We start from the raw sequence: 21,213 nt of genomic DNA, 5'->3' as shown, positions 1-21,213 counted from the left end.
TGGACGAAATCCATGAAGCACTTTTTCAATCGCAAGGACTCGATCGTTACCGAAGCGCTGGACGGTTTTCTGGCCACTGCCGGCTCCGGCACGCTGGCGCGGCTCGACGGCTATCCCGAGATCAAGGTCGTGCTGCGCGCAGACTGGGACAAAGCGAAGGTCAGCGTCGTTTCCGGCGGTGGCGCGGGGCACGAGCCGTCGCATGCGGGCTTCGTCGGCGCCGGTATGCTGACGGCGGCTGTCTCCGGCGAGATCTTTGCTTCGCCGAGCGTCGAGGCGGTGCTGGCGGCGATCCGCGCGACGACCGGGCCGGCCGGCTGCCTGCTGATCGTCAAGAACTACACCGGCGACCGCCTCAATTTCGGCCTCGCCGCAGAAAAGGCCCGCGCCGAGGGCTTCGCGGTCGACATGGTGATTGTCGGCGACGACATCGCGCTGCCCGAAATCGCGCAGCCGCGCGGCGTCGCCGGCACGCTGTTCGTGCACAAGATCGCCGGACATCTTGCCGAATCCGGCCATGACCTGGCCTCGGTCGCGGCGGCAGCGCGGGCGGCGGCGAAGGATATTGTTTCGCTCGGCATCTCGCTCTCCTCCTGCTCGATCCCGGGCCAGACCCACGAGGACCGCTTCGGCGCCGGCGATGGCGAGCTCGGCCTCGGCATCCATGGCGAGCCGGGCGTGGAGCGCATAACCCTGCAGAGCGCCAGTGCGCTCGTCGCCATCATGGCCGACCGCCTCGCGGCCCGGCTCGATGCCGGCAGCCGCTATGCCTTGCTGATCAACAATCTCGGATCGGTACCGCCGCTCGAAATGTCGCTGATCGCCAATGCCGTGCTGGCCTCGCCGCTGGCAAAGGCGGTGAAGCTGACGATCGGTCCCGGACATCTGATGACCGCGCTCAACATGAACGGCTTTTCGCTGTCGCTGATCAGGCTCGAGGCGGAGCGCGAGGCGGCGCTGCTGGCGCCGGTCGGCCCGCATGCCTGGCTGCCGGCCAGCCCGGTGCGCCCGCCGGTCGTGGTGGCCACAGCCCAGCCGGCAGGTCGCGACATCGCCAAAGCGGCCAGCCGTGACGCCGGCGCCGAGCGGCTGATTGCTGCGGTCTGCGAGAAGCTGATCTCGCTCGAGGAGGCTCTGAATGGCCTCGACGCCAAAGCCGGCGACGGCGACACGGGATCGACGGTGGCGACCGGCGCACGCAGCGTGCTCGACCGCGTCGACACGCTGCCGCTTGCGGACAAGGCCGCAACTCTCGCCACAATCGGCGATACATTGGGAACTTCCATGGGCGGTTCCAGCGGCGTGCTTTTGTCGATCTTCTTCACGGCTGCCGCGCAGTCGCTCAACGGCGGCGCGCCGCTCAGCAAGGCGCTGCTCGCCGGCCTTGACCGCATGACCTTCTACGGCGGCGCGAAGCTCGGCGACCGCACAATGGTCGACGCCCTGGAGCCGGCTCTGAAGGCGCTCGACACGAACGGGCTGGAGGCGGCTGCTTCGGCCGCGCGGAGCGGCGCGCAGGCGACGGCGGCGATGCAGAAGGCGAAGGCCGGTCGCTCGGCCTATATCGGCCGCCAGCTTGACATAGCGGATCCGGGCGCGTTTGCAGTTGCCGAGGCGTTCGCGGCCGTGGTGGCCATGTTCGCCCCGGCATGAAGGACTGGCGATGGCCGCATCCGATTTCTCACAATTGATCGCGGCGACTGCGGATACGATCGCGGCGCATGCCGACGAGCTGACCGCGCTCGACCAGGCGATCGGCGACGGCGACCATGGTCTGAACATGAAGCGCGGCTTCGATGCGGTCCGCGCCGAAAAGGCCGCAATCGCGGCAAAACCGCTGCCGGACGCGCTGACCGCGGTCGGCACCAAGCTGGTGATGACCGTCGGTGGAGCCTCCGGCCCCTTGTTCGGTACTCTGTTCATGGCGCTCGGCAAGGAACTGTCCGCCACGCCCGACCGCGCCGCGCTGACAGCGGCGCTGGGCAAGGCGATCGAGGCGGTTTCGGCGCGCGGCAAATCGCAGCCGGGGCAAAAAACGATGCTCGACGTGCTGCAGCCGGTGTATGAGGCACTGGCGCAGGGCAAGACGGCTGGCGCAATCGCAGACGCCGCCGACAGGGCGGCCGAGGCCACCGTGCCGATGAAGGCCTTGCGTGGGCGCGCCTCTTTCCTGGGGGAGCGCTCGATCGGGCATATGGACGCCGGGGCGCGGTCGACCGCGCTCTTGGTGCGCGCAGTCGCTGAAGCAATCGAGGGTTCTTGATGAGCAATGTCGGTATCGTCATCGTCTCGCATTCGCCGCTGGTCGCCGAAGGCACGGCCGACATGGTGCGCCAGATGGTGGGCGACGAAGTGCCGCTTGCATGGTGCGGCGGAAACGGCCATGGCGGGCTGGGCACCAGCGTCGAGGCGATCATGGGCGCGATCGAAAAGGCCTGGTCGGAAGCGGGCGTCGCCATCCTGGTCGATCTCGGCGGCGCCGAGACCAACAGCGAGATGGCGGTGGAAATGATCGGCGAGCCGCGCTCCCGCAGAATAGTCGTCTGCAATGCGCCGATCGTCGAGGGGGCGGTGATGGCGGCGACGGAATCGTCCGGCGGCGCATCGCTCAAGGAAGTGGTGGCGACGGCGCATGAATTGTCGCCGTCGTGAGTGAACGGGAATCGACTGAATGTCCGCATCCGCCGAAGCCACGGTTCTGATCACCCACGAGGTGGGCCTGCACGCGCGCCCTTCGGTGAAGTTCACCAAGCTCGCCAAGTCGTTCGCGGCCGAGGTGGAGGTGGCAGTCGCCGCCAACGGCCCCTGGTTCGATGCCAAGAGCATCGTCAAGGTCATGGCGGCCAAGGCGCCGAAAGGAACCGTGCTGCACATAAGGGCGCGAGGCGACGGCGCAAGCAACGCGGTCGAAGCGCTGGTCGGCCTGGTGCAGCGCGACTTCGACGAGGATGCTGACCATGCCCGCTCCGCTTGAGCCGGGTCTGCCGCCCTCTCAATCCGCAAGGAATGCGGGCTATGCGGATTGAGGGCATCCCTGCCTCTCCCGGCTACGCCGAAGGGCCGCTGTTCAACCTCGACCGTCCACCGGCTGCTTATGTGACCAAGGCGAGCGAGGCGGAGGAGAAAGCAGCGCTGAAGGCGGCCATCGGCAAGGCGGTGAGCCGGCTGACTTCGATTGTCGAGACGGCCGATCGCGATGCCGCCGGCATCCTCGAATTCCACATCGCCATGCTGGAGGACGTCGCGCTGAGCGCGCCCGCCTTCGCGGCGCTCGGCTCCGGAGAGCCGGCCGACGCCGCCTGGCGGCAGGCGCTGGATGCCGAGATCGCCGGCTACGAGGCGTCCGACCAGGACTATTTCCGGGCACGCGCCGCGGACTTGCGCGACATCCGCGACCAGGTGCTGCGAGCGCTGAGCGAGGATAGCGAGACCGCGGCGCCCCTCGGCGCCATCCTCTATGGCCTGGACATCGCGCCGACGCGTTTCCTCGAAACCGACTGGAGCAGAGGCGGCGGCATTGCGCTCGAGGCCGGCAGCACCGCCAGCCATGTCGCCATGCTGGCACGCTCGCGCGGCGTGCCGATGGTGGTGGGGCTTGGTGCCTTCGCGGATGAGCCCACCGGAAACGCGCTGCTCGACGCCGAGCATGGCGGCATCGTGCTCTCGCCCTCGCCGAAGGAGATCGAGGCGTTCCGGCAATCATCCTCCTCCTTCGCGGCGCGACAGGGCCAGGCGCAGACTTTTCTCGCCCAGCCGGCGGCGACCAAGGCCGGCACTTCGGTGCGGGTGCAGGTAAACATTGCCTACCCTTCCGATGTCGACGGCATCGACATTGCGACCTGTGATGGCGTCGGGCTCATGCGCACCGAATTCCTGTTCGGCAAGGCGCTGCCGGACGAGGAGACACAGTACCAAGCCTACCGCAAGGTGCTGGAATGGGCCGGAGAAAAACCGGTGACCATCCGCACCATCGATGCCGGCGGCGACAAACCGATCCCCGACTTCACCGTCGAGGAGACCAACCCGTTTCTCGGCCTGCGCGGTATCAGGCTGTCGCTGGCGCGGAGCGACATCTTCCGGGTGCAAATCCGGGCATTGCTGCGCGCCGCCGCCCACGGCAATCTGAAGGTGATGTTTCCGATGATCGCCAGGGCCGAAGAGCACAGGCAGGCCGCCGCGTTGTTTGCGGAGGAGGAGGCCGCTCTCGCGTCGCGCGGTGTTGCGCACAAGCTGCCGCCGCTGGGCATCATGGTCGAGGTCCCTTCGGTGGCCATCGCGCCGGAGGCTTTTGCCGACGTTGCCTTCTTCTCGATCGGCTCCAACGACCTGACGCAATATGTGATGGCAGCCGCGCGTGACAACGCCGCCGTTGCACATCTCAACGCTGTCCGCCATCCGGCTGTGATGCGGCTGATCACTTCGGTCGCGGCCTTCGGGCGCGAGAAAGGAATTCCGGTCAGCCTCTGCGGCGATGCCGGCGGCGATCCGGCCGCCATTCCGGCGCTGATTGAGGCTGGCCTGCGCGACCTATCGGTGGCTCCGGCGCAACTCGCCATGGCCAAGGCGGCCATAGCGGACGTTCCGGTGTAAGCACAGCATGACCAAGCCTGCCAAAATACAAGAAGCCGGCGCGGAAGACGCGATCCGCGCGTATAAGACCATCCTGTCGCAAGTCATCGACCAGCGGCCTTCCGGCATGCGCCAGCGACTTGCCGATGCGCTCGGCAAGCATCGCAGTTTCGTCACGCAAATCTCCAGCCCGGCCTATTCGATCCCCATCCCGTCGAAGCATTTGCCGGCTATCTTTTCCGTTTGCCATTTCAGCCCGGCCGAGCGCGACCAGTTCCTGGCCACCTATCACCAGGCGCACCCGGGCAAGCTGCCGGCGGCTTCGGGTCAGCGCAAGACGCGCCACGTCTCGCTCATCGTGCCGGATTTCGGCGACGACAAGCAGAACGCAGCGCTCGACCGAGCGATCAACGAATTCATCCAGAAGATCACCAGCATCGCCGGCAGGGGCAGCGGCTGAGCGAGGACCTATTCGGGAGGACTGCCATGAAGAAGTTTCTGAATTCGGTGGACACGGTCCTCACCGAAAGCCTTGATGGCTTCGTCGCCGCGCATTCCGACATCCTCGCGTTCGGCGACGAGCACAAATTCGTTCGCCGCAAGACGCTGAAACCGGGCAAGGTGGCGCTGATCTCGGGTGGCGGCTCCGGCCACGAGCCGCTGCATGGCGGGCTGGTTGGCCATGGCATGCTGGACGCCGCCTGCCCCGGCCAGGTCTTCACCTCGCCGACGCCCGACCAGATGCTCGCGGCCGCGCAAGCCGTCGACACCGGCGCCGGCTGCCTGTTCATCGTCAAGAACTATGAAGGCGACGTGATGAATTTCGACATGGCCGCCGAAATGTCGGACGGCGTTCTGCAGGTGGTGACCAATGACGACGTCGCGGTCGAGAATTCGTCCTACACCACCGGTCGGCGCGGCGTGGCCGGCACGCTGGTGGTGGAGAAGATCGTCGGCGCCGCGGCCGAGCAAGGCATGCCACTGCCCGAGCTCAAGGCGCTGGGCGACCGCGTCAACGCCTCGACGCGCTCGATGGGCGTGGCGCTGACCAGTTGCACGGTGCCGGCTGCGGGCAGGCCGACCTTCGACATTGGCGACAACGAGATGGAATTCGGCGTCGGCATCCATGGCGAGCCCGGCCGGCGGCGCGATGAGCTGAAGAGTGCCGACGCCATCGCCGAGGAGATCTGCACGGCAATCCTCGGCGATCTTGGTGACCGCGCCTGGGGACCGGCGCTGCTTTTCGTCAACGGCTTCGGCGGCACGCCATCGATGGAGCTTTATCTGATGTACAACAGCGCGCGAAAAATCTTCGAGAAGAGAGGCGTGACGGTAACCCGCTCGCTGGTCGGCTCCTATGTCACCTCGCTCGACATGGCAGGCTGCTCGATCACGCTGACGATACTCGAGGATGAGACGACGGCGCTTTGGGACGCCCCGGTGCACACGGCGGCGCTGCGCTGGGGGATGTAGCGTCGCGCGGGCTTTTCTGCGACCATGGTCGCCTGTTGTTCGCGATATTGCCCGGTTGATGCTGCCCCCGCTTTCCCCTGCCGAAGAAAAACTGCTGCTCGAATTTGCCGATCCGGAGGCGCCGTCCGAGCGGGGCGGGGCCCTCTCGGCAAGCAGCCTCATTGCGCTGCTCGCCAATGCCGAGTTCCACGGCGTGCTGCCGATCATGCTGCGCAAGCTTCGGGAAATCGGCGAGGCCGATCTGCCGAACGATGCCGCCCTGCGGCAACAACTCTCCGGGCTTCGCGATCAGGCTACACTGGCGACCGGCCAGTCGATGCTGCTGCAATATCACGGCGACCGCATTATGAAGGCCTTGGCCGCGAAAGGCGTTGCGGCTCGCATCGTCAAAGGCCCGGTGTTCGCGGGCAAGCTTTATCGCCATGCTGCCGATCGGCCGTTCACCGACATCGACATCCTTGTCGATCCGGCCAGCATCGGCGAGGCCAACAACGTGATCGCCGAATGCGGCTTCAAGCTTGCCAGTGGCGAGGCCGAATCGCATGAGTTGCAGGAGTTCAAGTGGCTGGAGAAGGAGAACTCCAGTCTGCTGATCGAGCTGCATGGCAATCTGGTGCATGACACGGGCATGCGGCGGCGCCTGTCGCTCGGCTTCCGCGAGTTGCAGATCATTGACGGCGGCGGGGCCGACACGCCGGCGTCGCTGCTCACCATCGCCATCGTTCATGCCGCCGGAGGCCACAAATTTCACCGGCTGCAGCTCTGTATCGACGTGCTGCAAGGTGTGCGCGCGCTGCAATCGCCGGAAGCCGAAGCGCGCCTTCTCGAAGCCGCGCGTATGACCGGCATCGAGCTCGAGCTGGCGACCGTGCTCAACGTGACAGGGCGGCTGTTCGACGAGCCGCGCGCGATCGCCCTTGCCAACCGCATCAAGCCCGATCTGTCGATACGGCTCGCCAAATGGCTGATCACCGGCAACGTGCTGCTCAGAGTCAATTCGCGCGACAAGATGCGCTCGCGCCTTAGCCGCGACGCCTTCCGATGGGTCCAGCGGCTTGCCCGGCCAAGGCCCTATCCGGCCTGAAGGCCCGTTTGGAGATCTACTCCTCCACCGCGCCGCGGATCAGCCCCGCTGCATCGGCCGGGCTCGAGCCGACTTCCAGGGTGAAAGTGGGGACGGCCCTGACCAGTGCCGCGATCGACGCCATCCGCCGTTTCTGCATCGGCAACAGGCCGGTCAGGCCGGTCCTGACATTGTCGGTGGCAAGCGCGACCATCGCATCGGTCCTGGCCAAGGGCGTGAGCCGGGTCTGGCCGTCGGTCGAGCGCGCCAGATGCAGCAGCGCCGCGACCGGCCTGGGACGGACGTCCTCGATGCGAATGATGTCGGCGAGACGCTCCAGCGAGACGGCCTGCTCGCCCTCGGCGTCCCATCTGTCGCCAAGGCAGGGCGAGAGGAAGGGCAGCATCGCCGCGGTGTTGCGATGAATTTTCACCTTGCGCGGCATGCCCCAGGCCAGGGTGCCTTCAGATGTTGCACCGAGGATCATCACATCGTCCGAGCATAGGCCGAAGCCCTGCGATGCCAGCGCCATTGAAGTTGTCGACTTGCCGGTGCCGCTCGGCGCATGGATCAGCACGAGCGCCCCGCTATCGGGCAGCGTCAGACCGGCGGTATGGAGCATGTGCTGCCCGCCGGAATCGAGCGCGGCATCCAGCACCATCATCAGCAGCGTCCATTTGACCTTGCTGTCGGGATGAACGCGGATTTCGGCCAAGCCCTCGTCGGCACGGATCGAGGCCGTCTGGAGGCCGGGAAAGACCAGATGGACGACGTCGCCGGCGTCGATGATGCGGCAATGGCCGTCCAGCGGCACTTCGCCGTCGAAGGCGAGCTTCCCCTCCGGGTTTTCGGGCAGCGCCGACGTTTCGAGGATATCGATGCGAAAGCCGGGTTCGACCGCTTCATTGACGCGCAATGTGCCGAGCATCAGATCGAAGCTCGGCCAGAGCTCGGCGCGCTCTGCCGATATGCCGATGACCTGGCCGTTGAGGTCATAGCAAACGGTGGCTGCGGCGCCGGTCAAGCGGCGCGCGCCTTCACGCTGCCGCCGGGGTGGCGATAGATTTCAACCATGTCGGGAAGGCTGTCGCTGACCACCGGCTTGCCGTCGAGGCAAACCCAGCAATGCGCCGAAAGGCGCGGCTCATGCATCGATTTGGCATCGACACCGAAATGGAGGTCGGGGTTGAAACCCGCCATCCGCAGGAAGCGGAAACCGAGCAGCCCTTCCCTCAGGCATCTGCGATCACGCATCACCCAGGGATGCCGAACCGTGCGGTTGACGCGGCTGACGACGTAGCTCCATGGCAGGCCACGATAGGGTGTGGGCAATTGCAGCGGCGCCAATTTCAGCACGCTTTCGAAATCGCGCCGGGCGACCAGTACCGGTATCAGCCGGGCGCTGAGCCACAGATGAGTGCGGAACAGGGCGCGCAGGAACGGTCCGTCGCCCATCACGCGCCCGGGTCGGCAAGGATGCCTTCGGCCACCAGCTCGGCGGCCAGCGCCGTCATGTCGTCGCCGAGCGTCGCCTTGTCGACCTCGAACTCTTCCGACAGCAGATCGACGATGTGGTCGAGGCTGCGGGCGCCGTCGACCTTGTCGAGGAACGCTTCGGTGGTGCCGTTGCAGGTGTAAAGCTGGCCGCTGCGCACCACGGCGCCGTCGCCGACATGCTGCACGGAGGCGTCGTCCGCCATCCGCAGAACCGTTTCAAAGGCGATTTCAGCCATACGCCCGCTCCCTATGCCGAACTGCAATTAGCGCGGCATGCCGTCGCTGTCCATTGCCAAGCGGGCAACGCTGCGTGTCAGACGGCCGGGCCTATCGGGCCACTCGGGCCCGCAACGATGCTCGACAGCTTCCCGCGCCTGACCGGAACCGGTTTTTCGTAAGTTCTTTTCGTCAAAACTTCCCCGGAAAGACTATCCAACTCGCGCGAGAATGATGGTGGGCTGGAACCACTATCAAGCCGCCGTTCGCGCCAGGGTTGCCATCTTTCCCATAAGTAAGCTAAGAGTCTGCCGGCTTTTTGGGGAGTGGACAGTATGCGTTACAACTGGGATCGCGCTCCGACGGCATTCGAACGCCATCGGAAGGCATTGGCGGCCGCCATTCTAATAGCCGGCGGTGTCGGGCTGATGCTGGCAGCACTGCCGCTCTAAGCCGAATTCACTTGCTGACGTCATAGCGCGCTCCGATCCGGGAGCGGCTGGATCCGTTTGCCGGCAACGCCGACCAAAATGCGAGGAGACATGGCCGGCCAAAGCGGCTTAGGCTATTGCCATACGACGGAATGTTCCTGGGGAGGAAAAGTCGATGGCCTCACGCTACCACGAAGTCTATGAGGGCTGGAAACGCGACCCCATAGCGTTCTGGGCCGAAGCGGCCAAAGCGATCGACTGGTATTCGCCAGCCGAAAAAGTCTTCGATCCGGCGGCGGGCGTCTATGGCCGCTGGTTCACCGGCGCCACCTGCAACACCTGCTTCAATGCCATCGACCGCCACGTGGCGGGGGGGCGCGCCGACCAGCTGGCGCTGATCCATGACAGCGCGATCACCGGCACGATCCGGAAATTCACCTATGCCGAACTGAAGCGCGAGGTGGTCGCGCTCGCCTCTGTCCTCAAGAACCGTGACATCGGCAAGGGCGATCGCGTGATCATCTATATGCCGATGGTGGCGGAAGCGGCGATCGCCATGCTCGCCTCGGCCCGCATCGGCGCCGTGCATTCGGTGGTGTTCGGCGGCTTCGCCTCGCATGAGCTCGCGACCCGCATCGACGACGCCAGGCCGAAGCTGATCATCACCGCCTCCTGCGGCCTGGAGCCGGGACGCGTCGTCGCCTACAAGCCGCTGCTCGACAAGGCGATCGAGATGTCGAAGCACAAGCCCGATGCCTGCCTGATCCTGCAGCGCGAGCAATTGCACTGTGAGATGAAGGACAATTACGACATCGACTATGCCGATGCGGTCGCCCGCGAGCGCGCCGCCGGCGCCAATGTCGACTGCGTTCCGGTCTTGGCCACCGACCCGCTCTACATCATCTACACCTCCGGCACGACCGGGCAGCCGAAGGGCATCGTGCGCGACAATGGCGGTCACATGGTCGCGCTGAAATGGACGATGGACAACGAGTTCGGCGTCAACCCCGGCGAGGTGTTCTGGGCGGCCTCGGACGTCGGTTGGGTGGTCGGCCATTCCTACATCGTCTATGGGCCGCTTCTGCATGGCTGCACCAGCGTGCTCTTCGAAGGCAAGCCGATCGGCACGCCGGACGCCGGCACCTACTGGCGGGTGATCTCGGAACACGGTGTGGTGGCGCTGTTCACGGCGCCGACCGCCTTTCGCGCCATCAAGGGGCAGGATCCGCGCGGCGAGTTCGTGCCGAAATACGATCTGTCGAAATTCCGCACGCTGTTCCTCGCCGGCGAGCGCGCCGACCCCGAGACCATCAAATGGGCGGAGCAGAAGCTCAACCGTCCGGTGATCGACCATTGGTGGCAGACCGAGACCGGCTCGCCAATGACCATCAACCCGGCCGGGCTCGGGCTTTTGCCGGTGAAATACGGCTCGCCGGGCGTGCCGATGCCGGGCTACGATATTCGCATTCTCGACGATGCCGGCCACGAGGTGCCGCGCGGCACGCTCGGCAATGTCGTGGTCAAGCTGCCGCTGCCGGCGGGCTGCCTGCCGACGCTCTGGAACGCCGACGCCCGCTTCCGCCAAGCCTATCTCGAGGAGTTCCCCGGTTTCTACAAGACGGCCGACGCCGGCATGATGGACGAGGACGGCTATCTCTACGTCATGGCCCGCACCGACGACATCATCAACGTCGCCGGGCACCGCCTCTCGACGGGCGCGATGGAGGAGGTGCTGGCCGCGCATCCGGACGTCGCCGAATGCGCCGTGATCGGCGTCGCCGACGCGATGAAAGGCCAGGTGCCGCTCGGCTTCGTCGTGCTCAACGCCGGTGTGGCGCGCGACACCGGCGCCATCGAAAGCGAGGTGGTGGGCCTGGTGCGCGAGCGGATCGGACCGGTCGCAGCCTTCAAGACGGTGGTGACGATCAAGCGGCTGCCGAAGACGCGCTCCGGCAAGATCCTGCGCGGCACGATGCAGAAGATCGCCGACAAGGAGGAATGGACGATGCCGGCGACCATCGACGATCCCGCGATCCTCGACGAGATCACGGCGGCGCTCAAGGGGCGCGGCATCGGGATCTAGCCGTCTCGCGGGATCGCAACGCGAGGCAGCCTAGCGAATTCATCCTGCGCTGCAATCGACTGTTGTGCAATGCAGCAGCACCCCCTAGAAGTCTGCCCGGGGGGCCGTTCCGAAGGCACGGCATGGCTCAGCACAAGACCACATTCGGCGGCGTCGACATTTTGCGTTTCCTCGCCGCCGTCATGGTGATGTTCTATCACTACGGCTTCTGGGTATGGGCGTTTCCCGACGGCGTGTCGGCGCGCTCGACCGGCGGCATCGCTGCCCATCCCGAAATGGCGTTTGTCGGCTCCGGCTGGGTCGGCGTTCAGGTGTTCTTCGTCATCAGCGGCTTCGTCATCGCATTCAGCGCCGACAATTCGACGCCGCTGAAGTTCTTCGAAGCCCGTGTCAGACGGCTGGCGCCGGCGGTCTGGGTCTGCGCGCCCATCTCCGCGGTCGTGCTGCTCATGGTCGGTCTTTCCTGGCCGACCGATGCCGCAGTGCGACTTGCCCGCACGGCGCTGTTCGTGCCGCTCGAGCCATGGGTCGACAGTGTCTACTGGACGCTCGGCATCGAGATCGCCTTCTACGCCATCGTCTGGACCCTGCTGCGGTTCGGCCGATTCGACCTGATGGAAGCTGTCGCCGTCATCATCGGCCTGGTCAGCACGCTGTTCTGGTGTCTCTATTTCGCCTTCGGCTGGACCGATCTCGCGGAGGCGCGCTGGCTGCAGCTCACCCTGGTGCATCACGGCGCGTTCTTCGCGGTCGGCGTGCTCATCTGGCTGATGCGGTTCAAGGCGGTGACAGCGGCACGACTCTGCTTCTCGGCGCTGTTTCTCGCCGGCGGAGCGCTGCAGATCGTAAGCTCGGTCGACGTGCACAGCATCAAGGTGGAAGCGGCGATGCCCTATGCGCCGCCGATCATCATCTTCCTGGCCGCGGTGGCGCTGATGGCTTGGTCGCTGCGCCTCAACCTTTCCTGGGGCGGCTGGCGCCGGATCGGACTGATGACCTATCCCCTCTACCTCATCCACGATGTCGTCGGCGCGGCGCTGCTCGGCGTCCTGATCCGCGCCGGCGTGCCATATCTGGTTTCGATCCCGATCGTCGGCACCGCCATGGTCGCGGCAAGCTGGCTGGTGGCGGCCGAGGCCGAGCCGCGCGTCCGCATGCTGCTCGACCGCACGCTTTTCCGCTATCGGCTCAAAGCAGCCTAAAGCGCATCGCGCTGAAACGGAGTCAGGCGACGCTTTTCGGGGTATTGATGCACGTCGTTTTGCCAAGACCGCTGCGCCTTTTTGGCGATGTGCATCGAGCAGCCCGGTGTGGAAATGTTTGCATTCGACATGATATCGAGGCTGGTCCACGCTCCGTGGCATGACCCTAGTTTGAGACCGAGCCTCAATCCGTGAGCCTGTTCCAACGATCGAGACGACCCCGGCCCTTGCCGCGCGAACGGCTGATGATGGATATGCGCGACACGGTGGTCTACGCGATCGGCGACGTGCATGGCTGCTACGACGAGCTGCGCACGCTGGAGCAGAAGATCGAGCTCGACGCGCTGCAGTTCCGCGGCCGCAAGATCATCATCATGCTCGGCGACTATGTCGACCGCGGGCCCAATTCGCGGCGCGTGGTCGAGCATCTGATGGCGCCGCCGCCAGAAGGTTTCATGCGTGTGTGCCTTGCCGGGAACCACGAAGTGGCGATGCTCGCCTATCTCGACGGCCATCTGTCACTGGAGCCGTGGCTCCGCGTCGGCGGACGGGAAACGCTGTTCTCCTACGGTATCGATCCCGACCGCCTGGCCGATTTGTATGGATCGAGCGAAGAGGTAGACGAGCGTATCCGCGAGGCCATTCCGGCCACCCACGTCGCCTTCATGCGCACGCTGCCGGTGATGATCTGTTCGGAGCGGTTCCTTTTCGTCCATGCCGGCATCCGGCCCGGCATCGCGCTCGAAGCGCAGGACGAGGCCGACCTGCTCAACATACGATCCGAGTTCCTGGCGGCGGCGCACCGCCTCGATCGCTGGGTCGTGCACGGGCATACGATCGTGGACGTTCCGACGCTCGACGGGCGCCGGCTCGGCATCGACACCGGCGCCTTCCAGAGCGGCCGGCTGACCGCCCTCAGGATCGTCGGCAAATATGGGCGGCTGCTGTCGACCGGAGAATAACCGCCGCGGCTTTTCGTCGGATGAACTGCTTTAGGCGGCCTGCTTGGCGCGCGATTCCGACTTCTCGAGGTAGTAACTCGAATAGCGGTCGAAGAACTTTTCCGAACCGCCGAGAGAGCCGTATTTCGCCAGCTTCTTCAGCTCGACCTTGTTGAGCACCGCGCCGGTGATCTTTTCGGCGATGTAGGGTTCGGACTCCAGCATCGAGCGCACCATGGCGCGTGGCGTGCGGCCCCACTCGGTGACGAGCACGAAGCCGTCGACCAACGGCGCGAAGGCCTTGGCGTCGACCACCGGGCCGAGCGGCGGTAGGTCGACGATGATGTATTCGAATGTCTCCTTGGCGTTCTCGATGAAACGCCGCATGCCGGCGGAGCCGAGAAGCTCGCTGGTGTGCGAGAACTGGCCGCGCACCACGGCCGGGATGATCGCCAGCTTGGTCTGGCGGTCGACCTTGCCGACCGACTGCCAGGTCTGTCCATTGACCACCGCCTCCATCAGCCCGTGCTCCGACTCCATGCCGAGGCTGCGGCTGAGGCCCGGATTGCGCAGGTCGCCATCGATCAGCAAAGTCTTGGCGCCGTTGGCGGCGAGCAGACCGGCGAGGTTCGCCGCAACCGTCGACTTGCCTTCGCCGGGCAGGACGGAGATGACGCCGATCACCCGGCTGCCCTTGTCTTCCATCACCACGTCGAAAGCGATCTTGGCGTTGCGGAGCGTCTCGGCGAACATCGAGGCCGGCGCATCGAGGCTCACCCGCATGCGCGCCCGTTTCTCGGCGGCCGACAGGCTGGTGACCTTGCCGTCGGCCGGCAAGTCGTCCGGCTTCGACTCCTTGGCCTTGCCGCCGCCGATCGTCGGCAGATAGCCGAGGAATTTCAGGCCGACACGGTCGCGAATGTCCTCGCCTGTCCGGAAGAAGCGCTCGTTGAATTCGTTCAGGCCTCCGCAGCCGGCGCCGAGCATGAGGCCAAGCACCAGCGAGAGCGCCAGCACACGCAAGGTGCGCGGAGCCGAGGCGGTGAGAGGCATCGACGCGTCAGAGATGATGCGGACCTTGCCGACCGGGAATGACTGCTGCTGCGACGCTTCCTCGTAACGGCTAAGGAAAGTCTGATAGAGCGTGGTCAGCGCCTGCGCCTGCTGATCAAGTTCCTTCAGCCTGACCTGCGACTGGTTGTCGATCGAGCTCTTGCCTGCCTGGGTGGCGATCTTCTCCCTAAGGGCGGTCTCGCGCGCCTGCGCCACCTGATAGTCGTTTCGATAGCTTTCGGTGATCTGTTTCAACTGTCCGAAGATCTGCGCCGAGACGTCGGCCTTCTCCTTGGCCAGCGCAACCGCCTGCGGGTGATCCTTGCCGAAGTTGTTCTCGACGTCCTGCAACCGCTTGGCGATCGCGAGATAGCGGGTTTTCAGCGCGATGATGACCGAGCTGCTCGGCTGATCGGCCGCTATCGCCGAATCGTTGAAGGCGCTTTCGGAGCCGCTGTCGACGATCGCCTTGTACTGCTGGTAGCGGGCGCTGGCGCGGGCTGTATCGGCCTGCGCGACGATGAGCTGGGCGTTCAGGTCGGCGAGTTGCTTGTCGCTGAGCAACTGGCCGTCGCTGTTTGCGGAAAGCCCGTGCTCGGCCCTGAACTTCTCGACCGCCAGCGCAGCTGCCTGCGAGCTTTCGCGCAGTTCGGTCAACCTGCCCTGCAGCCAAACGGCCGCGCGCTCGGTGGCGTCGAAGCTGGCGTTGAGCTGGTCGGCAAGGTAGGCGTCCGCATAGGCCTTGGTGATGGCCGTGGCCAAAGCCGGATTGGTCGACTGATAGCCGATGCTGATGACATTGCTGCGGCCGTTGCGATCCGCCATCAATCCGGTCTGCAGCACGAGAACCGCGTAGTCATGGGTCGCCGCCTTCATCATGGCTTCGCGCGTTGCGGCATCGACATTCTCGATCCCGGGGATTTCGTTGCCGCCGCCGCTGCGGAAATAGCCGACGATGCCGCGCAAGAATCCGATTCCCTTGGCCAGAGCCGATTGCGGCGGGTTCATGAATTCCTGGTTCTGGTCCAGCTTCAGCTTGTTGACCACCTCCGATGCCAGCCGCGCCGAGTTGAGTATCTCGATCTGGCTGAGGATCGTCGCGTCCGTCTGCTGCGTGGCACTGACAGCCGAAATGTCGTCCACGACCTTGTTCAGGCCGTCGTCGATCAGCACGCTCGCAAGGGAGGTGTATTGCTTGGGCGTCGTCTGGAGATAAATCACACCCAGGAACAGACCGATGACGGCGCAGACCGCCACCACCTTGGCCTGCCGGGCGGCCATGCCAAGCAGACGCTCGATGTCGATGAAGTCTTCACCCTTTTCCGGTTCGGTGCTGGGCAATGGCATCCTCTTGTCGAGAGGAAAGTTGGCATAATTCATCGTCGGTCCAATTCCAGGTTGCAGGCGCTACCGGCCTTCGAAGAGGGTCGTCGTTACCAGAAAAGGCCACGCAACATTCGTGCCACGGAGCGCCTGGCCTAGAAGTCCAAGCGCTTGCGCGGCTGTCGCGCCATCGCGATTTCGCATATGCACCCAAAATTTGGGCATTATGCGGCTACTTCCCGGCGCTCGTGCGACCGGACGAATTGCTGCAGCATTTCGAAGACAGGTCCTTTCATGTCGTCGCGCGCCAGAGCAAAGGCGATGGTGGCCTCGATGAAGCCCTCCTTGGAGCCGCAGTCGAACATGCGGCCGTTGAAGGGCTGGGCAAAGAAAGGCTGGCTTTCAGCCAGTCGAACCATGGCGTCGGTAAGTTGGATCTCGTTGCCGGCGCCGCGTTGCTGGGTGCCGAGCAGGGCGAAGATCTCCGGCTGCAGGATATAGCGGCCGTTGATGTAGAAGTTCGACGGCGCGTTGGCAGGGGCCGGCTTCTCGACCATGGCGGTTACTTCGAAGCCCGAGGCCACCTCGGCGCCGCGGCCGACGATGCCGTATTTGCTGGTTTCCGAAGGATCGCAGCGCTCGACGGCGATGACGTTGCCGCCGGTCCGCTGATAGAGGTCGACGGTTTCCGCCAGGCAGCCCGGCGCGCCGAAGGACACCATGTCGGGGAGCAGCAGCGCGAAGGGCTCGTTGCCGATCACGTCGCGTGCGCACCATACGGCATGGCCGAGACCGTGCGGCGACTGCTGGCGGATGAAGGAGGTGGCGCCGGCCACCGGCAGCAAGCTTTCCAGCGATTGGAGCTGCGCCTTCTTGCCGGTCTGCTCGAGCGTCCCGATCAGTTCAGGGTGCAGGTCGAAATAGTCTTCGATGACCGCCTTGTTCCGGCCGGTGACGAAGACGATGTGCTCGATGCCGGCCTCGAACGCCTCGTCCACGGCATATTGCACGACCGGCTTGTCCACGACGGGCAGCATTTCCTTCGGCATCGACTTGGTCGCCGGCAGGAACCGCGTTCCGAGCCCCGCCACCGGTATGACTGCCTTCCTGACTTTCTGCATCGCTTATTCCTTCTGAGGATATCGCTTTTTTTACCTATCGCTGGCTATGAAACCGCATTCCATGCGCCTGCTTCACCTCCCCGTGCCCACGGCAAACTGTGCCGCAACCCTTCTCAGCCGAACCGCGATCGGCATCGACATATGCCGGACCGCGGCCGGATCGCTGAGCGCCGTGCGTATCGCCTTCAGCGGCGCACGCGCCTTGATGTGGTGCACCAATGACAGGAACGAGGCCGCCTTGCGCAGGCTGCGGCCGCGTCTGGCGAAAGCCGCCTTGGCGCCGTCGTCCATGAAATGCTCGGCCGCGAAGGCGGCATCGGCCTCGGCCATCGCCTCGACATGATGCAACTCGAGCACGCGCGAGATCGAGCCGGTGCGGATATGGTAGACATAGCCGACGGTCGGCTCGACCACGCAGCGGCCGCCTTTGGCCAGCGCGCTCGCCAGAAGAATGTAGTCTTCGCCGATGCGCAGCTTCTCGTCGTAGCGGAGCTGATTTTCGTCCAGGAAACGGCGCTGGAAGATCGGCTTCAGGTAGCCGAGGTTGAAGCGCGACTCGAAAACGATGTTGCCGGCGATATAGTCGGTCAGCGAGATTTCGCCGAGTTCTTCGAGATACCCGGTCGGGAACATGATGTCTTCGGGCGTGCCGTCCTCGCGCACGACCTGGACATTGTCGACCGCAATCTCGGCACCCGCCTTCTCGGCCCGCGCGATCATGGCCGCCAGCCTGCCGGGCAGGAGGGCATCGTCGGAATCGAGCACGGCGACCCAGCGGCCGCGGGCCAGATCGAGCCCGGCATTCCTGGCGCCGCCGGGGCCGCGGTTGGCGGGAAGAGCGACCACCCTGACGATGTCCTGAGGATAAGCGCGCGCGACATCGAGGGTGCGGTCGCTCGACCGGTCGTCGACGACGATGACTTCGATCGCGACATCGCGCTGCGCCATCGCGCTGGCGATCGCCCGGTCGAGAGTTGCCTCGGCGTTGTAAGCGGCGATGACGAAGCTGACGTCAGGCTGCACGCTTTTCCCCTTCCTGCGGAGTGATGCCGTACTGGCGGATTTCGCGGACTCCGACCAAACCGCTGACGACGCCGAGATGCATAATGCCGCGCAGCATGCTGCGGTTCCGTCGCACCGGGCTGACTGCGGCCAAAAGCGCCATAGCGAAGCAGTAGCCCGCCTTCGCCGAGGCGAGACCGACCTGGCAGACGCGGCGCAGGCCGCCGGTGTTGCGCCCGATGAGATGGCCGTGCGTCTGCCCAAAGCGGAAGCGGCGGCGGCGCAGCCAGCCGAAGGCGGCCCTCGAGCTCGGCACCACCTCGTCGACAAAGGCCTGAGGAGCAAAGGCGATGCGCCCGCCGGACTTGACCACTGAATCGAAGAATTCGGTGTCCTCGCCGCCGGTCTGGCCACGCGCCAGGCTGAAGCGCCGGTTGCGCAGGCTTTGCTCGGTCATCCTGAGCAGGACATTGCAGGTGTAGCCGGTGCGGATCTCGCCGCGCACCCAGACGGGCAAGGTCGAGTGGAAATCGCCTTTGCGCATCCAGTCCGGTGCGTCCTGGCGATATATCGCGCGGACCGGCCCGAGCACGGCCGTCGCGCCGGTCGCCTCCGCGGTCGCCACGAGTTCGACGAGCCAGCCCGGCGAAGCCGTCTCGTCGTCGTCGATGAAGGCCACGAGGTCCGAGACGCTGGCATCGAGGCAGGCGTTGCGAGCGATCGAGATGTTGCGCGCCGGCGCGTGGCGATAGCGGATCGGCAGCTTAAGTTCCTGCGCCAGCGCCTTCACCAGCGGCTGCGCGCTCGGCTCGTCGTCATTGTCGGCGACGACGATGCCGATCTCGAAACCGGCGGGGTTCTCCAGCGCGGCGATGGAGCGCAGTGTGTCGGCAAGCGCCGGCCTGCGGAAAGTGCAGATGCAGATGTCGATGCTGCCGCTCTTCTTCGCAGCCATCACGCCGCCTCACGCGACGGCTGCGGGCCGAAAAGTTGCAGCCAAAAGCCCATGGACCAGCCCAGATGCATGACCATCACCGACACGCCGGCCAACGCGATGGCGGGGTTGCGCTGGCTGATCGCGGTCCGGATGCCGTAACCGAGGCAGACACCCGCCCACACCAGAAACGGCACGGCCGCCAGCACAAAGATCGGAGACAAGAGCGCCATCAGGACCACCGGAAACACCAGCAGCGGGATCATTTGCCGCAACTTGGGCATCATGCGATGCTTGAGCACGTTCCTGGCGCGGCCGCGGCCATAGCCGAGATATTGGAAAAACAGGCTCTTCAAGGTAGAGCGCGGATAATAAACCATCTGCGTCTTGCCGCTCATCCAGATGCGGTAGCCGGCCAGACGGAGGCGGTGATCGAGCTCGGCGTCCTCGTTGTGGCTGAAGCTCTCGTCATAGCCGCCCACCGCGCGGAACGCGGCAATGCGCATCAGCGCATGGTGGCCGTGATCGACCCACTCGCCGGCCGACATGTGGCGGTGCTTGGAGCCGCCGGTACCGAGCCTGGAATTCTGCGCCGCCGCCACGGCCTTCTGCACCGCGCCCGTGCCGCTGGTCAGCATCGAGACGACGACCGAATCCGCACCCGTGGCTTGCGCTTCCTCGACCAGCCTGTCGCAATAATCGGCCGGATACCCGCCATGGGCATCGATGCGGATGAGATAGTCGGCGTCGTCGCCGAAGGTCGCCACCGCAAGGTTGATCGCCGCGCTCTGGATGCGCTTCGGATTGGCGATCAGGATGACGCGTGGATCCTCCGCAGCGAGTTCTTCGACGATGCCTTGTGTGCCATCGGTGCTGCCGCCGTCGGCCACGACGATGCGCGCGCCGAGCCGCGCCGAGGCCGGCCGCAGCCGCTGGAGCAGCCCGCCGATATGAGCGGCCTCGTTGAGGCACGGGATGACGATCAGGCTCGATGCCGTCGTGCGCGTCATCGGGTTTTGTCCATTCTTAGCCATCCTATGCCAGCGCCTCGGTCGCAAAGCTCCCGCGACCGGCGGTCAGGCCGCGCAGCTTGTCTACGAAAGCCAGGCAATCACTGCGGTCGTAGCTCCAGGTCCGCGGATTGCGTGCCAGCACCCGCGACTTCAGCTTGCCGTAGTGTTCCTGACCCATTCGGCCGAGCGCGGTGTCGAGTCCTTCGGACGTGGCCTCGGACAGAAGCACACCGATGTCCTGCTGCTTGAGGAACCGGCCGGTTTCGGTGCTCGCCATCGAGATCGGCACGGCGCCGAAGCGGCAGCCTTCGTAGAGGCGGTTGGGAAGCAGCCATTCGGAATTCTGGCCCTGTTCGAAGAAATCGATCGCCCAGGAGAAATGCACCTCGCGGTAGATCGTCGCCATGTCCTCCGGATTGCGGTAGGGACCGCGGAAAGAAAGCCAGGGCTCGGCTTCGACAAAGGCATGAAAATCCGGGAATTCGGAGAGCGCGGGACGCCCCCTGAGCACCACTTCGAAGCGTCCATCTTGCCGGCGGGTGAACTCGGCCAGGAGTTCCAGCGAGCGCCGGCAGCGCAGCGCGCCGAACCAGCCGATGCGCCAAGGCGGCGCCGCCGGACTGTCGTCCTCGCGGCGATGATCCCCCGGCACGGGCATGGTGTCGAAATATTTGTTCTCGATCAGCTCGACCGGTGCCGCGATTTGCCCGAACGGCTTGAAATAATTGGCGACGAAGGCCGGAGAGCTGGTCACCAGAAGCTTCACGTCGCGGGCCAGATGGCGTTCGGCGCCGCGCAACGTCTTGCCGATCAGGTCGTTGCGCAACACCAGCCGATGGATGTCCAGGCACTCGTAGACGATCGGCACGCCGGCGCCGAAAGCGCGCCTGGCGCGGCTGGCAAGCGCCAGCATCTCGAGATTGCGCGCGATGATCAGGTCGGGTCGCGCCAGGCCCGCGAATTTGGCGCCGATCGACATGGCGGCCTTGGCAACTGCGCCGATGCGCTGGGCGAATCGGCCATCGCGCGTCGGTCCGAGGTCGACGGGCTTGATGCCTTCGATCTCGGCGATCGGATTGGAGGTGCGACGGAAGCCCGCCAGGGTTATCCCGGCGCCGCCTGCCCTGAGCATTTTTATCCTCCGGCACACCGCCGGGTCGGATATGTCATGCACAAGGTACAAGACATGCAGCATGAAACTCGACCGCTTTTGGGCCCGCCACCCAAGAGGGGATGCTAGTACAGCTTTTGCTGCATCGCAACATTTTTGGTGCAGCGTAGCAATCAGCGCA

Annotated in this window: 20 protein-coding genes; 11 read left to right on the top strand and 9 right to left on the bottom strand. The window is 65.2% G+C overall.

Features of this window, described 5'->3' with window-relative positions; all coding sequences use genetic code 11:
* Positions 1-12: 12 nt before the first annotated feature.
* The 8 genes from A9K71_RS27875 to A9K71_RS27840 are packed head-to-tail and all read left to right on the top strand — an operon-like array spanning position 13 to position 7,126.
* On the top strand, positions 13-1,653 hold the full coding sequence (locus A9K71_RS27875) for a dihydroxyacetone kinase subunit DhaK (protein WP_067003493.1): 1,641 nt from the start codon (positions 13-15) through the stop codon (positions 1,651-1,653).
* A 10-nt stretch (positions 1,654-1,663) separates the two neighbouring features.
* Entirely contained in the window at positions 1,664-2,263 is a 600-nt protein-coding gene (dhaL, locus tag A9K71_RS27870; protein ID WP_067003491.1) for a dihydroxyacetone kinase subunit DhaL, read from the top strand.
* On the top strand, positions 2,263-2,652 hold the full coding sequence (gene dhaM, locus A9K71_RS27865) for a dihydroxyacetone kinase phosphoryl donor subunit DhaM (RefSeq protein ID WP_067003489.1): 390 nt from the start codon (positions 2,263-2,265) through the stop codon (positions 2,650-2,652). Before dhaL ends, dhaM begins: the two co-directional genes overlap by 1 nt.
* 19 nt (positions 2,653-2,671) lie before the next feature.
* Positions 2,672-2,974, top strand: coding sequence for an HPr family phosphocarrier protein (locus tag A9K71_RS27860; protein ID WP_067003487.1), 303 nt, complete (start codon positions 2,672-2,674; stop codon positions 2,972-2,974).
* A 41-nt stretch (positions 2,975-3,015) separates the two neighbouring features.
* Entirely contained in the window at positions 3,016-4,590 is a 1,575-nt protein-coding gene (gene ptsP / locus A9K71_RS27855) for a phosphoenolpyruvate--protein phosphotransferase (protein WP_067003485.1), read from the top strand.
* Positions 4,591-4,597: 7 nt separating this feature from the next.
* On the top strand, positions 4,598-5,029 hold the full coding sequence (locus A9K71_RS27850; protein ID WP_067003482.1) for a hypothetical protein: 432 nt from the start codon (positions 4,598-4,600) through the stop codon (positions 5,027-5,029).
* A 26-nt stretch (positions 5,030-5,055) separates the two neighbouring features.
* Positions 5,056-6,042: a dihydroxyacetone kinase subunit DhaK gene (gene dhaK, locus A9K71_RS27845; protein WP_067003481.1), complete on the top strand. Its 987-nt coding sequence runs from the start codon at positions 5,056-5,058 to the stop codon at positions 6,040-6,042.
* A 58-nt stretch (positions 6,043-6,100) separates the two neighbouring features.
* Entirely contained in the window at positions 6,101-7,126 is a 1,026-nt protein-coding gene (locus A9K71_RS27840; RefSeq protein WP_067003476.1) for a nucleotidyltransferase family protein, read from the top strand.
* Positions 7,127-7,142: 16 nt separating this feature from the next.
* Here A9K71_RS27840 and A9K71_RS27835 read toward each other — a convergent pair whose 3' ends face one another.
* From A9K71_RS27835 to A9K71_RS27825, 3 genes are read right to left on the bottom strand one after another with little or no spacing between them, the layout of a single operon-like run.
* On the bottom strand, positions 7,143-8,129 hold the full coding sequence (locus A9K71_RS27835) for a serine kinase (protein WP_067003474.1): 987 nt from the start codon (positions 8,127-8,129) through the stop codon (positions 7,143-7,145).
* The gene (locus tag A9K71_RS27830; protein ID WP_067003472.1) at positions 8,126-8,560 is read right to left on the bottom strand and encodes a lasso peptide biosynthesis B2 protein; all 435 of its coding nucleotides are present in this window, start codon (positions 8,558-8,560) and stop codon (positions 8,126-8,128) included. Before A9K71_RS27830 ends, A9K71_RS27835 begins: the two co-directional genes overlap by 4 nt.
* The gene (locus A9K71_RS27825) at positions 8,560-8,838 is read right to left on the bottom strand and encodes a PqqD family protein (RefSeq protein WP_067003471.1); all 279 of its coding nucleotides are present in this window, start codon (positions 8,836-8,838) and stop codon (positions 8,560-8,562) included. Before A9K71_RS27825 ends, A9K71_RS27830 begins: the two co-directional genes overlap by 1 nt.
* A gap of 586 nt (positions 8,839-9,424) precedes the next feature.
* On the opposite strand from A9K71_RS27825, the gene A9K71_RS27820 reads away from it, so the two are divergent.
* The 3 genes from A9K71_RS27820 to A9K71_RS27810 all read left to right on the top strand — a co-directional run bounded on the left by A9K71_RS27820 (position 9,425) and on the right by A9K71_RS27810 (position 13,496).
* Positions 9,425-11,332, top strand: a complete 1,908-nt coding sequence (locus A9K71_RS27820) for a propionyl-CoA synthetase (RefSeq protein ID WP_067003469.1) — start codon at positions 9,425-9,427, stop codon at positions 11,330-11,332.
* 122 nt (positions 11,333-11,454) lie between these two features.
* Positions 11,455-12,534, top strand: coding sequence for an acyltransferase (locus A9K71_RS27815; RefSeq protein ID WP_067003466.1), 1,080 nt, complete (start codon positions 11,455-11,457; stop codon positions 12,532-12,534).
* A 245-nt stretch (positions 12,535-12,779) separates the two neighbouring features.
* Positions 12,780-13,496, top strand: coding sequence for a metallophosphoesterase family protein (locus A9K71_RS27810; protein ID WP_164747572.1), 717 nt, complete (start codon positions 12,780-12,782; stop codon positions 13,494-13,496).
* 30 nt (positions 13,497-13,526) lie between these two features.
* On the opposite strand, the gene A9K71_RS27805 is transcribed toward A9K71_RS27810, so the two are convergent.
* The 6 genes from A9K71_RS27805 to A9K71_RS27780 all read right to left on the bottom strand — a co-directional run bounded on the left by A9K71_RS27805 (position 13,527) and on the right by A9K71_RS27780 (position 21,116).
* On the bottom strand, positions 13,527-15,908 hold the full coding sequence (locus tag A9K71_RS27805) for a polysaccharide biosynthesis tyrosine autokinase (protein WP_067003462.1): 2,382 nt from the start codon (positions 15,906-15,908) through the stop codon (positions 13,527-13,529).
* A 167-nt stretch (positions 15,909-16,075) separates the two neighbouring features.
* Positions 16,076-16,972 (bottom strand): UTP--glucose-1-phosphate uridylyltransferase GalU, encoded by an 897-nt coding sequence (galU, locus tag A9K71_RS27800; RefSeq protein ID WP_067003460.1) that lies wholly within the window; start codon positions 16,970-16,972, stop codon positions 16,076-16,078.
* 72 nt (positions 16,973-17,044) lie between these two features.
* Positions 17,045-17,995 (bottom strand): glycosyltransferase family 2 protein, encoded by a 951-nt coding sequence (locus A9K71_RS27795; protein ID WP_067003458.1) that lies wholly within the window; start codon positions 17,993-17,995, stop codon positions 17,045-17,047.
* Entirely contained in the window at positions 17,985-18,932 is a 948-nt protein-coding gene (locus A9K71_RS27790; RefSeq protein WP_280940581.1) for a glycosyltransferase family 2 protein, read from the bottom strand. The genes A9K71_RS27795 and A9K71_RS27790 overlap by 11 nt, the downstream gene beginning before the upstream one ends.
* Positions 18,929-19,918 carry a glycosyltransferase family 2 protein gene (locus A9K71_RS27785; protein ID WP_067003733.1) on the bottom strand — a complete coding sequence of 330 codons (990 nt, stop codon included), beginning with the start codon at positions 19,916-19,918 and terminating at the stop codon, positions 18,929-18,931. Before A9K71_RS27785 ends, A9K71_RS27790 begins: the two co-directional genes overlap by 4 nt.
* A gap of 25 nt (positions 19,919-19,943) precedes the next feature.
* Complete coding sequence (locus tag A9K71_RS27780; RefSeq protein ID WP_067003454.1) at positions 19,944-21,116, bottom strand: glycosyl transferase family 1; 1,173 nt, start codon at positions 21,114-21,116, stop codon at positions 19,944-19,946.
* Positions 21,117-21,213: the final 97 nt, after the last annotated feature.

This window comes from Mesorhizobium sp. WSM3873, assembly GCF_001672445.1.
Taxonomy (GTDB): domain Bacteria; phylum Pseudomonadota; class Alphaproteobacteria; order Rhizobiales; family Rhizobiaceae; genus Mesorhizobium.
This window is presented reverse-complemented; position numbering and strand designations above follow the sequence as displayed.